This is a genomic window from Flexivirga sp. B27 (assembly GCF_052905685.1).
On record NZ_JBPYUM010000001.1, the window covers coordinates 1243694 to 1256712 of the forward strand.

Sequence of the window (13019 nt, forward strand, 5' to 3'; positions counted from 1 at the left end):
AGCCGATCAGCTCAGGAAGCGCAGGTCACGCGCGGCGTGCTCCAGCAGGAGCGGGCTCGGCACGACCGTCGGGTCGAGTGCGGACTGCTCGACCAGGCCGTCTGCGACGACGTCCGCGCCGAGGTCGTCGAGGATCTCGAAAAGACCTCGTGGATAACCGCATCCGGCCATCATCGCGGTGTCGATGTCCTGCGGGGTCGCGTAGCCGGCGTCCACCATCGCGACCGCGTCGTTCAGGTGCTGGAAGAGCAGTCCGTCGACGACCAGCCCGGGGCGTGCCGGGCCCGCGACAGGCACGTAACCGGCCGCAGCAAGTGTCGCCCGCACCATTCGGCGCTGCTCCGGAGTGCTGCCCAACGCCTCGCCGAACTCGGCGACCTGCCCGGCCTTGGTCTCCTGGTGCAGCCGCAGTGGCAGCACCGCGACGTCGTCGTCGAGCACACCGGCCACGGCGAATTCGCTCGCCTCGTCGGCAGCGAGCACGACCGTGCGAGCGTCGAGCACCTCGGCGACCTCGGAGAACCAGTTGCCGGGCGCCGCTCCACCACAGCACTCACAGTCGGTCGGGTCGCCGTCGTCCTCGATCATGCACGCGCCGGCGTTGCAGTCAGCACAGTCCGCCTCGGCGCCACCGCTCAGCACGACCAGAGGCGCGCCGGCGAGCGCCTTGACGTCGGCCTTCGGGTCGTCGACGGCAATCACCGTGACACCCGCCTTGGCGAATGCATCGGCGAGCTGTGTTGCCAGCTCGCCCTTTCCGACGATCGCAGCGGCCGCGGTCATCGCGTCAGAGCCGCCGTCCTCCTCGGCACCCGCGTCCGCGGAGTAGTCGTAGAAGCCCTGTCCGGTCTTGCGGCCCAATCGTCCGGCGAGCACCAGCTGTCGCAGCAACGACGGCGCCGCGTCGGACGGGCGCTTGGTGGCGGCATACATGACGTCGCAGACCTCCTTGACCACGTCGAGGCCGACGAGGTCGGACAACGTCAGCGGACCCATCGGCAGGCCGATGCCCACACGTCCGGCGTTGTCCAGATCTACCCGCCCGACCTTGCCGGTCTCGTGCAGCGCGACCGCGCGGGCGAGGTAGGGGATCAACAGCGCGTTCGCGACGAAACCGGCGCGGTCACCGACGACGACCGGCTTCTTGCCCAGCTGCAGGGCCAGCTCGCGCACCGTGTCCGTGACCTGCTGGTCCTGCAGCACCGTCGTGATGACCTCGACGAGCTTGAGCACCGGCGCCGGGTTGAAGAAATGCATGCCAACCACGCGCTCCGGGTGGCGGGTGCCCGCGGCGATCTCGGTCAGCGAGAGGCTGGAGGTGTTGGAGGCCAGGATCGCCTCGGGCCGGACGATGTCGTCCAGCGCGGTGAAGATCGAGTGCTTGATCTCCATCCGTTCGGGCACGGCCTCGACGACCAGATCGGCGTCGGCCAGGTCGGTCAGCTCCGCAGTGAAGGTGATGCGCTCCAGCGTCGCATCGCGATCCTGCTCGGACAGCTTGCCCTTGCCCACGGCGCGATCGAGCGACTTGGTGACGAACCCGCGACCGCGCTCGGCGAGCTCGGCGGAGCCGTCGACGGCATACACCGCGAACCCGCCCTTGGCGAAGACTTCCACGATGCCGGCACCCATGGTGCCGAGCCCGATGACCGCGACCTTTGCGACTGAAACCATGCGGTCAGTGTCGCAGGGTGCTCTGGACGCGCTGCGCGGTCCCCGGTCGCTTCCCGAGCAGGTTAGGGTCGGGTCCCGTGCGTGTTGTGATTGCCCGGTGCAGCGTCGACTACGTCGGCAGGCTGACCGCCCACCTGCCGCTGGCGACCCGGCTGTTGATGGTCAAGGCCGACGGGTCGGTGCTGATCCACAGTGACGGCGGGTCCTACAAGCCGCTGAACTGGATGTCGCCACCGTGCGCGATGGCCGAGATCGAGCCGACCGAGGACGAGGCCGCAGAGGGCGTGGCCGCTGTCTGGTCGGTCCAGCACGCCAAGTCCGAGGACCGGCTGCACGTGCGCATCCACGAGATCCTGCACGACACCAGCCACGACCTCGGAGTGGATCCCGGCCTGATCAAGGACGGCGTCGAGGCGCAGCTGCAGGCGCTGCTCGCCGCGAACATCACCACACTCGGCGACGGCTACTCACTGATCCGCCGCGAATACATGACCGCGATCGGGCCGGTCGACATCATGTGCCGCGACGCCGACGGCGCGACGGTGGCGGTCGAGCTCAAGCGCCGCGGCGACATCGACGGCGTCGAGCAGCTGACCCGCTATCTGGAGCTGCTCAACCGCGACCCGCACCTCGCACCGGTGAGCGGAGTCTTCGCCGCGCAGCTGATCAAGCCGCAGGCACGAGTGCTCGCCGAGGACCGCGGGATCCGTTGCGTCACGTTGGATTACGAAGCCCTCAAGGGCATGGACGACGCCGAGTCCCGACTCTTCTGATCACCCACACGGAGTTCGCCACTGCTCCGTCACCCCGGTTCTTTGGCACACTCGACCCATAACGCGACAACGATCGAGGTCGGGACATGAGCGAACCATCGGGTATGACGCGCGCGGCCATCGCCGCACCCAACGCGCTGGCCGCGCAGGCCGGACTCGACGTCGTCGCGATGGGCGGCACCGCGGTCGACGCGGCCATTGCCGCGCAGGCCGTGACCTACGTGACCGAGCCGGGGATCGTCAGTGCCCTGGGCGGTGCCTACGTCAACGTGTGGGCGGCTGGCGGCGATCCCCAGGTGATCGACGGCAACTGCGAGATGCCGGGCCGTGGCGCCGCGCCGGAGCGGTTCGGCGCGGGCCTGCGCGCCATACATCTGGACTACGGGGGTGGCATCACCATCAACGCCGGCTCCGGATCCGCTGCAACCCCAGGATCTTTCGCGGCATACCAGCAGGCACATGAACGTTTCGGTCGGGCCACCTGGCGCGACATCCTCACTCCCGCGATCTCGGCGGCGCGCGAGGGCTTCGTGCTGGGACAGGCGGCGGGACACTACCTGCAGCTCACCGGCCATCACCTGTGGTCCTTCGACCCCGAGACTCACGCGCAGCACTTCGCCGGCGACGACCCGGCCGGCCCCGGCACCAGGATGGTCAATCCGGACCTCGCTGCGACACTGGAAACCGTTGCGCAGCAAGGCATCTCGGAGCTCTACACAGGGTCCATCGGCGCGGCGATCACCACACACATGGCTGCGACCGGTGGCCTCATCGGGCCGGACGACCTCGCGAGCTACGAACCGATCGGTCGTCCCGCGAGTCGGGCCCGGGTCGGTGACTGGGACGTCGCGCTCAATCCCCCACCGTCCATCGGCGGGCCCGTGCTGACCGCCATGCTCCGGCTAGTCGCCGAGCGCGGGATGGACCCCGCCGACCTGATAGTCATCCAGTCCCTCGTGCTCGGCTACCGCGCGCAGCACCTCGACCTGGCACCGGACCTGCACGCGGCCGGCACGGAGCTGCTGCTGGCGCTGGAGACCACCGGCCTGGAGTCGCTGCCCACCAGCACCGACACGGCGCACGTCTCGGTCGTCGACAGCGACGGCAACGCGTGCGCGATCACGACGTCCGCCGGCTACTCCTCCGGTGTGACGGTCCCCGGCACCGGCCTGGTGCTCAACAACTGCCTCGGCGAGCCGGAGCTGAACCGGCGCGGACTGCACGCACTTCCGCCGGGCACTCGCCTTGCTTCCAACATGTCGCCGGTGACGGCACGCAGTGCCTCCGGTGTCACACTCGCGATCGGCACACCGGGGGCCGACCGCATCACCACCGCGCTGGCGCAGGTCCTCGGCAGGCACTGCCTGCAGGGCACGGATCTCACAGTGGCCATCGAGGCGCCGCGGTTGCACGTCGAGCTGACTGCCGACCGCCCGCGCGTGCATCACGAGCCGGACGACGACCTCGCCGACGGGATCGCTCGTGCCGGCGCCACGGCGGTCGCGCACGAGCAACTCGACATGTATTTCGGTGGCGTCGGTGCGGCATACGGCACGGACGCCGGCGAACTCGGTGCAGCCGCGGATCCACGACGAGCCGCCGCGACCGCCATCAGTTGAGCAAACCGCAGGGCAGCGGGCCTGGTGTCAGGCCGGCAGGATCATCGGCTGCGGCAGCCGCTGCACCGACAGCGGGATCACGCGGTGCAGACCGGTGGCGCGCATGAGGCGCTCCAGCCGCATCGACGCATCCGCCAGCACCAGCCGACGCCCTGCGCGCATCGCGCGATGGTGCGCGCCGACAATGACGCCCAGCCCGGTCGCATCACCGATCTCGGCGTCACCGAGATGCACCACCAGATCGCCGACGCCACCGTCGATCGCCTGCCCGAGTGCGAGTCGCACGTCGGCGACCGTGTGCACGTTGAGCTCGCCGGTCACGAAAATCTCCGTGCCTCGCCGCTGAATGTCGATCCTCGCGCCGTTTCCGAACCGCGTCATCGTTCCGCCACCTTCCCCGTCAGGGTGTCTGAACGTCCCTCGAAAGCTCTTGCAGTAAATGCTTCCGGAAACATTGACGCATGACAACGTGATTTTGTTGCCACGGATCAGGTCACGGTTCGGTAAATCGTGGTAGCGATCCGGCTGCTGCCCACGATGGAAAGCGCCGCAATACACATCTGCGACGATGTCCGCATGGTCATCCTCAGCCGCATCTACACCCGCACCGGCGACGCCGGCACCACCGCACTCGGCGACTTCAGCAGGACAGGCAAGAACGACCCGCGGCTGATCGCGTATGCCGACACCGACGAGACCAACAGCGTCATCGGCGTCGCGGTGGCCGCAGGCGGACTCCGCGAGGACCTGGTGACGATGCTGCACCGCATCCAGAACGAACTCTTCGACGTCGGCGCAGATCTGTGCACGCCACTGGCCGCCGAGCCGGAGTTCCCGCCGCTGCGGGTCAAGCAGCCGTGGATCGACGATCTGGAGGCCGACTGCGACCGATTGAACGACGAGGTGGAGACGCTGCGGTCCTTCATCCTGCCCGGCGGCACCGCGGGCGCGGCGCACCTGCACGTGGCCCGGACCGTCGCACGTCGCGCCGAGCGGTCCGCCTGGCTGGCGCTGGAGACGTATGGCGACGCCGAAGCCCCCGCCGGCAGTGAGAAGGGCACCGGAGGCGTCAATCCGCTGACCGCGCAATACCTCAACCGACTGTCGGATCTGCTCTTCCTCGCCGCCCGCGTGGCCAACCTGCCCGGTGGCGACGTGCTGTGGCAGCCCGGCGGCGGCCGCGAGGACCGCCCGGAGAAGTAGCCCCGCTCGCCGACTGACGCAGGTGGCAGCGAGTGACGCATTTGCAAGTGCGTCAGTCGGCGTCAAATGCGTCAGTCGGCGCGGGGCCCTGTGGACAACGCCCACGGCGCTGCACGAACCGCCACGATCGATGTATGGCGATGGAGCACCAACGACTGGGTCCGCAGGAAGTCCTGCGCGCACGCGATCTGGCCCGTCGCGGCATCTCGGCCTGGCAGGAGGCTCACGGCACGCGAGCACGACTGGCCAGGGTGCGCCGTGGCGGGTATGTCGCCGCGGCACGCTGGTCGGAGCTCCTCGACGAGGATCGCTACCGCGGGCTGGTGCTCAGCACCTACGCCCACATGCGCTGCGATCCACCGCTGATGGCGTGCCGACATTCCGCTGCGGTCCTGCTCGAGCTGCCGACGCTCGGCGGGTGGCCCGACCGGGTCGAGGTGCTGGCCGAGGCTGCAGCAGCGGGGAGCAACGGTCTGATCCGCCGGCATCGGGTCGACGACCGGCCGGAGCCGGTGACCTGTCACGGCATCCCGGTGACGCCTGTGCCTCGGACCGTCGTCGACCTGGCCAGGATCGGGACGCTGGCGCAGGGGCTGGTCATCGCCGACGCCGCACTGCACTGGGACCGATGCTCCCAAGCAGACCTGGACGCCGAGGTCGACCGGATCCCGCGCGGCGGGCGCGGACGGCGGCGTGCCGCTCTCGCCATACATCTCGCCGACGGGCGGTCCGAGTCTCCGGGAGAGTCGCTCAGTCGTGCCCGAATGTATGAGCTGAGCCTCCCGCAGCCGGACCTGCAGGTCCGGCTGGAGGACCGGATCGGGGTCTTCGGGTGGGCTGATTTCGGCTGGCCGGGCCTGATCGGCGAGTTCGACGGCAAGGTGAAATACGTTGCGCGAGAAACAGTTTGGGACGAGAAGCAGCGCGAGGACCGTGCGCGACGGACCGGCGTCGGAGTCGAGCGGTGGGGATGGCAGGAGGCGCTGCGCACCGAGCCCCTCCGCCGTATCCTTTGTGCCGCCGGCCTGCGGCCCGCCGATGCCCAGGAGTGGCGTCGGTGGGATCCGATCCGGCAGCCACGACGCCCCCGCTTCGGCGAGTGACGCATTTGACGCCGAGTGACGCATTTGCAAGTGCGTCACTCGGCGTCAAATGCGTCAGTCGGTGCGGGCGATGGGCGGGCTACGCGACGTTGGCGTTGAGCCCGGGCGGAGCGGACTCCGACCAGGAGCGCAGCGCGGTGTAGTCACCAGGCGCGATCGCGATGAGGAAAACGTCGTTGCCCACGGTGCACTCCACCTGAATGGGGTCGGTGATCGCAATGGGGCGGTTGCGGGTGAGCTGGGTCGGGGCGCCGAGGTCGAGATCACCGCGACGCCATACGAAACGGGGCCGCAGGCCGATGCCGATCACGGAGAACCCCTGGACCGAGTCGGTGCTGAAGCGCGTCATCCGCAGCTTCCAGCCTTCACCGCGCTCGACCGCGACCATCGCGAGGGGCTCGCCCCGCGCGATCAGCCGGCGACGAACGATCAGGGCCGCCAGGCCGAGGACGACGAGCAGGAGCAGGCACGCGAGACCGACTGCTGCCCAGTCGATCGTCGCGATCATCCTTGCTCCTTCAGGCTCCGAGGCCGGCTGCGTCGACGCGCTCGGCGACGAGCGTGACCTTGTCGTTGTCGACCGACATGAACCCGCCGTCGACGGTCACGGTCTCGCGCGATCCGCCGACCGGGTCGACCAGGACGTCACCGTTGCCGAGCACCGCGAGCATCGGCTCGTGGCCGGGCAGGATGCCGATCTCACCCTCGACGGTGCGGGCGGACAGCTGGCTGGCGTCACCGGACCACACGATGCGGTCCGGGGCGACGATTTCGACCTGCAGGCTCACGAAGAGTCAGCTCCTTGAGATGTACGGCGAAGGATCCACCGACGGGCTGGGGTGGACCTTGTAGTACAGCGTACCGGGCGCCAGAGGGTGCTCTGTGCACGATCCCCCGAGTTGAGCCACGCGCCCGGGAACCGGTGCCCCCGGTGCGCCGTTGAACCGACCCCATGGCCTTTCTGACCAGCCCCGACCTGTGGGTCGCGTTCCTGACCCTCTTCGCCCTCGAGCTCGTGCTCGGCATCGACAACATCGTCTTCATCTCGATCCTCACCGGCCGGCTGCCGGAGCGGCAGCGCGCCAAGGCACGCAGGGTCGGTCTCGCGCTCGCACTGCTGATGCGGATCGCGCTACTGGCGGTCGCGTCGTGGATCATCGGGCTGAAATCAACCATCATCTCGATCGGCGATGCAGACGCCCTGGACCTGTCCGGACGTGACCTGATCCTGCTGCTCGGCGGGTTGTTCCTCATCTACAAGGCGGTCACCGAGATCCACCACAAGCTGGACGGCGCCGGCGAGGACCCGACGGCCGTGTCGGCGGGCACCGCGACCTTCACCGGCGTCATCGTGCAGATCCTGCTGCTGGACGCGGTCTTCTCGCTCGACTCGGTCATCACCGCGGTCGGCATGGTCGACGAGCTGGCGATCATGATCGCCGCGGTGACACTCTCGATCGGGCTGATGATGGTTTTCGCAGGCCGCATCAGCGACTTCGTCAACCGTCACCCCACGGTGAAGATGCTGGCGCTCAGCTTCCTGGTGCTCATCGGTTCGACGCTGATCGCGGAGGGGTTCGACATACACATCGACAAGCCGGTGATCTACGGGCCGATCGCGTTCGCGATGGCCGTCGAGGCGCTGAACCTCATCTCCAGCAAGCGACAGGTCGACCGCGAGACCGCCGGGACGCGGTGATCTCGATACGCTCCTTCGTCGCTACTCGATCACCTTGTGTGGGTGCTCAGCACTACCCTTCGATACGCCCGCTCGTTCCTCACGGGCTACTCAGGACGACGCTCGATCAGCTTGTCGGGCGCTCGACGACGATCGCCATCGGGGTCTGCTCGCCACCCTGACCCAGCGGGTTGTCGGCGAACATCTCCTCGAAGCGGGTCCAGTCACCGGGGATGTCGCTGCCCAGCACGTTGCGGCCGATGTCGTTGGCGTCCATGACGATCGTGCCCCCGAACGTCTCCTTGTATGCCGCCGGCACGCGCTCGCGGATCGCGGCCGTCAGTCGGGCTGCGACGTCGTTCGGGTCCTTCGGTGCCAGTTTGGCCGAGACGTTGGACGGGTAGGCGGAGTACTCGGTCGGGCCGTCGATGGCCCGGATGTCTCCACCGACCAGCTCGTAGAACATGCCGCGCTTGCCGATCAACTTGCCGACCGCTCCCCCGGCGCTGGCATAGAGCACGCGCGGCAGACCGGCCTCCTGGATGGCCAGCTGCATGGTGAACGGTGACCCGAGGCCGATGCCGGCGGGTGTGCGGGTGACGTACTTGGACAGCACCCGCGCCGGCCGACCGACGTTGATGTCCCAGATGAAGTAGGACCGGCCTTGAGTGATGGCGACGATCTTCTCGGAAATGAAGTAGTACCAACGCTTTCCGGCCATCTCCGCGGCATGGTCGGAGTCGGCGTCGAGCTGCTCGAAGAACCGGTCGACCTGAGCCAGCACCCGGGAGTCGAGGTCGTCGTCCCGGCTGAACAGCTCGGTGCGCAACGGGTAGCGGCGCACCTGCTCGCCGAGGCTGGTGACCAGGTCGAGCTCCTTGCCCGCGTTGGGCTCCAGGTCGGTCTTGATGCGCACCGGAGTGTCGTCCTCCGGCTGCTTCTCGTCGAAGAACTCCTGCAGCCAGATCTCCACGTTGAGCATCCGCCAGAAGACCATCGAGTCGACGTCGTTGGTGCCCTTGATCCAGCCCTCGAAGGCGTGCAACACCTCGGCCTGGTCGAAATACGGTCTGTTTGCGAAGGATTCGGACAGGAAGATGTTGTAGAAGTGGTTCTTCAGCCGCATGAACCACTCACCCTGCGGGGTGGTGAAACCGATCTTGTTGCGACGCCGGTTGATCGACTCCGGCAGCAGGCCGCGGGTGGCGTCACGCAGGATCCGTTTGTTCCAGCCGCCCTTGATGATCGCCTCATCGGACAGGCTGAAGATGAACTTCACGACCTCCTTGTCGAGGAACGGCACGCGCCCCTCGAGCGAGAAGCGCATGGTGTTCTTGTCCTCGTAGCGCAGCAGCGACGGCAGCGACCCGATGAAGAGGTCCTCGATGAGCCGCTTCTTGAGGTTGGTGCCCTCGACCGAATAGGTCTCCCCAGAGTGCGCCGACACGAAGTCGTCGGCGAGCAACTGGGTCATCGGAATCCCCTTGCGGCCCTTGAGCTTTGCCTGCAACTTGAAGCGGCCGAGCCGGTAGATCACGTCCAGGCTCTTGGACAGCTCCGCTGCCGCCTGCTTGGCGCCCTGCGCCTTCAGCTGCCGCAGGTAGACGAAGTAATAGGGGATGTAGCCGGCCATCATCTCGTCGGCGCCCTGGCCGTCGAGCAGCACCGTCACGTGCTCGGTCGCCTCGCGCATCACCTGATATTGCGCGTAGGGGCCGGAGGAGATCAGCGGCTCCTCCTGTGCGCGGATGAAGTCGCGCATGTCGGCCTTGAACTCGTCGGCCGTCGGCTTGATCTTGTGCGCGTCGACGTGGCCGCGGCAGATGTCGAGCACAGCGTCGACATACTTCTCCTCGTCATTGAGCGACCCGGGGAAGACGGCAGAGAACGTGTTTTGCTCCGCCCCAACGGATTCCGCGGTCGTCTCGTCGCCGGAGTTGAGCAGCTGGTTGATGATCACCGCGACCGCACTCGAGTCGAGACCACCGGACAACGACGTGCCGACCGGCACCTCGGACTGCAGCCGCAGCCGGACCGCCTCGATCAGCCTGGCCTTGTAGTCGGCGGCAGCCGCCTCGTCATACGGGCGCTGCTCCGTGGCCAGCTCGGCGAGCTCCTCGCGCAGTCGGGTGTATGGCGCCCGCGTGGTCCCGCTCGCGTCGATCGTCATGGCCTCGCCCGGCTCCAGCCGCTCGATGCCGTCGAAGAACGTCTCGCGACCGTCCTCGTGGATGCGGAAGCGCAGGTAGCGGAAAACGGTGCGGTCATTGGGTTTCGGGTCGTAGAGACCGGAGGACAGGATGCCCTTGATCTCCGAGGAGAACAGCACGGTGTCGCCGACCTTGGCGACATACACCGGCTTGATGCCGAAGTGGTCGCGGCTGAGCGTGAGCCGCTGGTCGACCGCGTCCCAGATCGCCAGGCCCCACATGCCGTTGAAGCGGTCGAACGCCTCGTTGCCCCACTGCGCGAACGCCGCCAGCACGACCTCGGTGTCGGAGTCGGTGGTGAACTCGTGGCCGAGTGCCTTCAGCTCCTCGCGCAGCGGCAGGTAGTTGTAGACCTCACCGTTGTAGGCGATGGTGTAGCGCCCGTCGGCGGTGGCCATCGGCTGCTGGCCGTGCGCCACATCGATGATCGACAACCGGCGGTGGCCGAGGCCGACCGGGCCGTCCTCGAAGGTGCCCTCACCGTCGGGGCCGCGGTGCGCCTGGCAGTCGTTCATCCGTTGCAGCAGCGCTGCGTTGCCACCTGGGCCGTAGTACCCGACGATTCCACACATGCGGGCCAGCTTATTTGGCCGGAGCGGTGGCGACCCAATCGGTCTCGATACACCTCCCCCGCTGCGGCACTCGACCCGCTTGGAGGCTCCGCTCCTCCGGGCACTCACTCAAGCTGGTCGAGTAGGCGAGCCCCATAGGGCGAGCCGTATCGAGACCACATATGCGTCGCGCGCTCGGTCTCGATACACCTCCCCCGCTCCGCTCCTCCGGCACTCGACCACCTTCGGCCTCCGGCACTCGACCAGCTTGAAGATGCGCTCCTCCGGCACTCGACCCGCTCGGGGTCAGAGCTGCGACAGGTTGGTCCGCGCCAGCTCGACGATCTCGCTGCCGCGACCGGACAGCACGGTGCGGGTGGCGTAGAGCGTGAAGCCCTTCACCTGCGCCAGCGTGATCTTCGGCGGCAGCGACAGCTCCTGCCGGGCGACCCGCAGGTCGACCAGCGCCGGACCGTCGTGCTCCAACGCGTCACGCACGCAGTCCTCGACGTCCTGGGTGCGCTCGGCCCGGAAGCCGCGGATCCCCATCGCGTCGGCGATCGCCGCGAAGTCGGGGTTGTCCAGACCGGTGCCGAAGTTGATCAGCCCCGCCTGCTTCATCTCCAGCTCCACGAAGCTCAACGCGCTGTTGTTGTAGACCATGACCTTCACCGGCAGATTCAGCTGCTTCAGGGTGATCAGGTCACCGAGCAGCATGGCCAGGCCGCCGTCGCCCGCAAGCGCCACGACCTGACGCTTCGGGTATGCCGCCGAGGCGCCGATCGCCTGCGCGAGTGCATTGGCCATCGACCCGTGGCTGAACGATCCGAGCAGCCGGCGCTTGCCGTTCATCCGCAGGTATCGGGCAGCCCACACCGTCGGTGTGCCGACGTCACAGGTGAAGACGGCGTCGTCGCTCGCGTGCCGGTTGATCGCGTCGGTGACGAACTGCGGGTGCAGCGGCGTCTCCTTCGGCTTGCCGGGCTCGGCAAGCTCGTCCAGCCTCGCCCGGCGCTTGCGGTGGTGCTTGACGATCGTGTCCGCGAAGCCGCCGTCCCGCTTGCCCTTCAGGCGAGTTTGCAACTGCGGCAACGTGTCTCGCACCGTGCCGACCAACGGGTGTGACACCTTGACGCGTCGTCCGATGCGCTCGCCGCGCACGTCGATCTGGATGACGGGCACGTCGTCGGGCAGGAACGGCCGGTAGGGAAAGTCAGTGCCGGCCATGATCAGCACGTCGCAGTGCTCCATCGCGCGGTAGCCGGAGTCGTAGCCGATCAGTCCGGTCAGTCCGACGTCATAGGGGTTGTCCCACTCGACCCATTCCTTGCCACGCAGCGAGTGCACGATCGGTGCCTTGATCGCGTCGGCGAAACCGATCAGCTCGTCGTGGGCACCGGCACACCCGGCCCCGGCGAGTATGGCGGGCCGCGCCGACCCGCTGATGACCTCGGCGGCCGCGTCCAGGTCCTCGACCGGCGGGAGCACGACCGTCTCGCGGGTGTGCACCGGCAGCACGTCGGCCGCGGACCACTCCTCCATGAAGATCTCCCCCGGCACGACCATCACGGCCACACCGCGGCGGGAGATCGCTGCCTGCAGGGCCTGCTGGAAGACCACCGGGAACTGATCGGCGCAGGACACCAGCTCGGCATACACACTGCACTCGTTGAATATCTGCGTCGGATGGGTCTCCTGGAAGTAGCCGCTGCCGATCTCCTCCCGCGGGATCTGTGCGGCGATCGCCAGGACCGGGGCGTGGCTGCGCCCGGCGTCATACAGGCCGTTGATGAGGTGGACGTTGCCCGGGCCGCAACTGCCGACACAGACCGCGAGTTCGTCGGTCAGCTGCGCCTCGGCACCGGCTGCGAACGCACCGACCTCCTCGTTGCGCACGTGCGCCCATTGCAGGTCTCCGTCGCGTCGCAACGCATCGGTCAGACCGTTGAGGGAGTCGCCCGGCACGCCATACAGCCGGCGAACGCCGCTCGCCTTCAAGGTTCGGATGATGGAGTCCGCGATAGTCGCCATGGACCCATCATGACCTGCCACCGCGCCTCACCGACACCCGTCGGGCCCGGCCGGATCGCGACAATGAGATCCGCCGATCCACGTCCCACCATCGCCGTGCGGGATCGGGCATCATCGGTGGTCGGACGACACGCGATCGTGATTCCCCGACTGGCCATCTGCGCGGAGTTATGAAAA

The 13019-nt window shown here is 67.8% G+C and carries 11 protein-coding genes; 5 read left to right on the plus strand and 6 right to left on the minus strand.

From position 1 onward, the window contains the following. Positions 1–6 precede the first annotated feature (6 nt). Positions 7–1674: a 3-hydroxybutyryl-CoA dehydrogenase gene (locus ACSZL9_RS05715; protein ID WP_446664501.1), complete on the minus strand. Its 1668-nt coding sequence runs from the start codon at positions 1672–1674 to the stop codon at positions 7–9. A gap of 77 nt (positions 1675–1751) precedes the next feature. On the opposite strand from ACSZL9_RS05715, the gene nucS reads away from it, so the two are divergent. Further along, a complete protein-coding gene (gene nucS, locus ACSZL9_RS05720; protein ID WP_446664502.1) occupies positions 1752–2447 on the plus strand; it encodes an endonuclease NucS in 696 nt (231 codons plus the stop codon). An 86-nt stretch (positions 2448–2533) separates the two neighbouring features. Continuing rightward, the gene (locus ACSZL9_RS05725) at positions 2534–4066 is read left to right on the plus strand and encodes a gamma-glutamyltransferase (protein WP_446664503.1); all 1533 of its coding nucleotides are present in this window, start codon (positions 2534–2536) and stop codon (positions 4064–4066) included. Positions 4067–4093: 27 nt separating this feature from the next. Here ACSZL9_RS05725 and ACSZL9_RS05730 read toward each other — a convergent pair whose 3' ends face one another. Further along, positions 4094–4447, minus strand: a complete 354-nt coding sequence (locus ACSZL9_RS05730) for an STAS domain-containing protein (protein ID WP_446664504.1) — start codon at positions 4445–4447, stop codon at positions 4094–4096. A gap of 195 nt (positions 4448–4642) precedes the next feature. Between ACSZL9_RS05730 and ACSZL9_RS05735 the strand changes: the two genes are divergently transcribed. Continuing rightward, on the plus strand, positions 4643–5269 hold the full coding sequence (locus tag ACSZL9_RS05735) for a cob(I)yrinic acid a,c-diamide adenosyltransferase (protein ID WP_446664505.1): 627 nt from the start codon (positions 4643–4645) through the stop codon (positions 5267–5269). Positions 5270–5403: 134 nt separating this feature from the next. Then, the gene (locus tag ACSZL9_RS05740) at positions 5404–6372 is read left to right on the plus strand and encodes a hypothetical protein (RefSeq protein ID WP_446664506.1); all 969 of its coding nucleotides are present in this window, start codon (positions 5404–5406) and stop codon (positions 6370–6372) included. Between the two features lie 79 nt (positions 6373–6451). On the opposite strand, the gene ACSZL9_RS05745 is transcribed toward ACSZL9_RS05740, so the two are convergent. Together ACSZL9_RS05745 and ACSZL9_RS05750 are read right to left on the minus strand one after the other, a co-directional pair. Then, a complete protein-coding gene (locus ACSZL9_RS05745; protein WP_446664507.1) occupies positions 6452–6880 on the minus strand; it encodes a DUF2550 family protein in 429 nt (142 codons plus the stop codon). 10 nt (positions 6881–6890) lie between these two features. Further along, complete coding sequence (locus tag ACSZL9_RS05750; RefSeq protein ID WP_446664508.1) at positions 6891–7160, minus strand: F0F1 ATP synthase subunit epsilon; 270 nt, start codon at positions 7158–7160, stop codon at positions 6891–6893. A 164-nt stretch (positions 7161–7324) separates the two neighbouring features. Between ACSZL9_RS05750 and ACSZL9_RS05755 the strand changes: the two genes are divergently transcribed. After that, positions 7325–8071, plus strand: coding sequence for a TerC family protein (locus ACSZL9_RS05755; RefSeq protein WP_446664509.1), 747 nt, complete (start codon positions 7325–7327; stop codon positions 8069–8071). Between the two features lie 106 nt (positions 8072–8177). On the opposite strand, the gene asnB is transcribed toward ACSZL9_RS05755, so the two are convergent. Beyond that, positions 8178–10832, minus strand: coding sequence for an asparagine synthase (glutamine-hydrolyzing) (asnB, locus tag ACSZL9_RS05760; protein WP_446664510.1), 2655 nt, complete (start codon positions 10830–10832; stop codon positions 8178–8180). 285 nt (positions 10833–11117) lie between these two features. Beyond that, positions 11118–12842, minus strand: a complete 1725-nt coding sequence (gene poxB, locus ACSZL9_RS05765) for a ubiquinone-dependent pyruvate dehydrogenase (protein WP_446664511.1) — start codon at positions 12840–12842, stop codon at positions 11118–11120. Positions 12843–13019 lie beyond the last annotated feature (177 nt).

What these genes read in the sequence shown, in the direction of transcription:
- ACSZL9_RS05715 (WP_446664501.1), bottom strand. Translation starts at nt 1,674, where the DNA reads ATGGTTTCAGTCGCAAAGGTCGCGGTCATCGGGCTCGGCACCATGGGT.
- ACSZL9_RS05725 (WP_446664503.1), top strand. Translation starts at nt 2,534, where the DNA reads ATGAGCGAACCATCGGGTATGACGCGCGCGGCCATCGCCGCACCCAAC.
- ACSZL9_RS05730 (WP_446664504.1), bottom strand. Translation starts at nt 4,447, where the DNA reads ATGACGCGGTTCGGAAACGGCGCGAGGATCGACATTCAGCGGCGAGGC.
- ACSZL9_RS05735 (WP_446664505.1), top strand. Translation starts at nt 4,643, where the DNA reads ATGGTCATCCTCAGCCGCATCTACACCCGCACCGGCGACGCCGGCACC.
- ACSZL9_RS05740 (WP_446664506.1), top strand. Translation starts at nt 5,404, where the DNA reads ATGGCGATGGAGCACCAACGACTGGGTCCGCAGGAAGTCCTGCGCGCA.
- ACSZL9_RS05745 (WP_446664507.1), bottom strand. Translation starts at nt 6,880, where the DNA reads ATGATCGCGACGATCGACTGGGCAGCAGTCGGTCTCGCGTGCCTGCTC.
- ACSZL9_RS05755 (WP_446664509.1), top strand. Translation starts at nt 7,325, where the DNA reads ATGGCCTTTCTGACCAGCCCCGACCTGTGGGTCGCGTTCCTGACCCTC.
- asnB (WP_446664510.1), bottom strand. Translation starts at nt 10,832, where the DNA reads ATGTGTGGAATCGTCGGGTACTACGGCCCAGGTGGCAACGCAGCGCTG.
- poxB (WP_446664511.1), bottom strand. Translation starts at nt 12,842, where the DNA reads ATGGCGACTATCGCGGACTCCATCATCCGAACCTTGAAGGCGAGCGGC.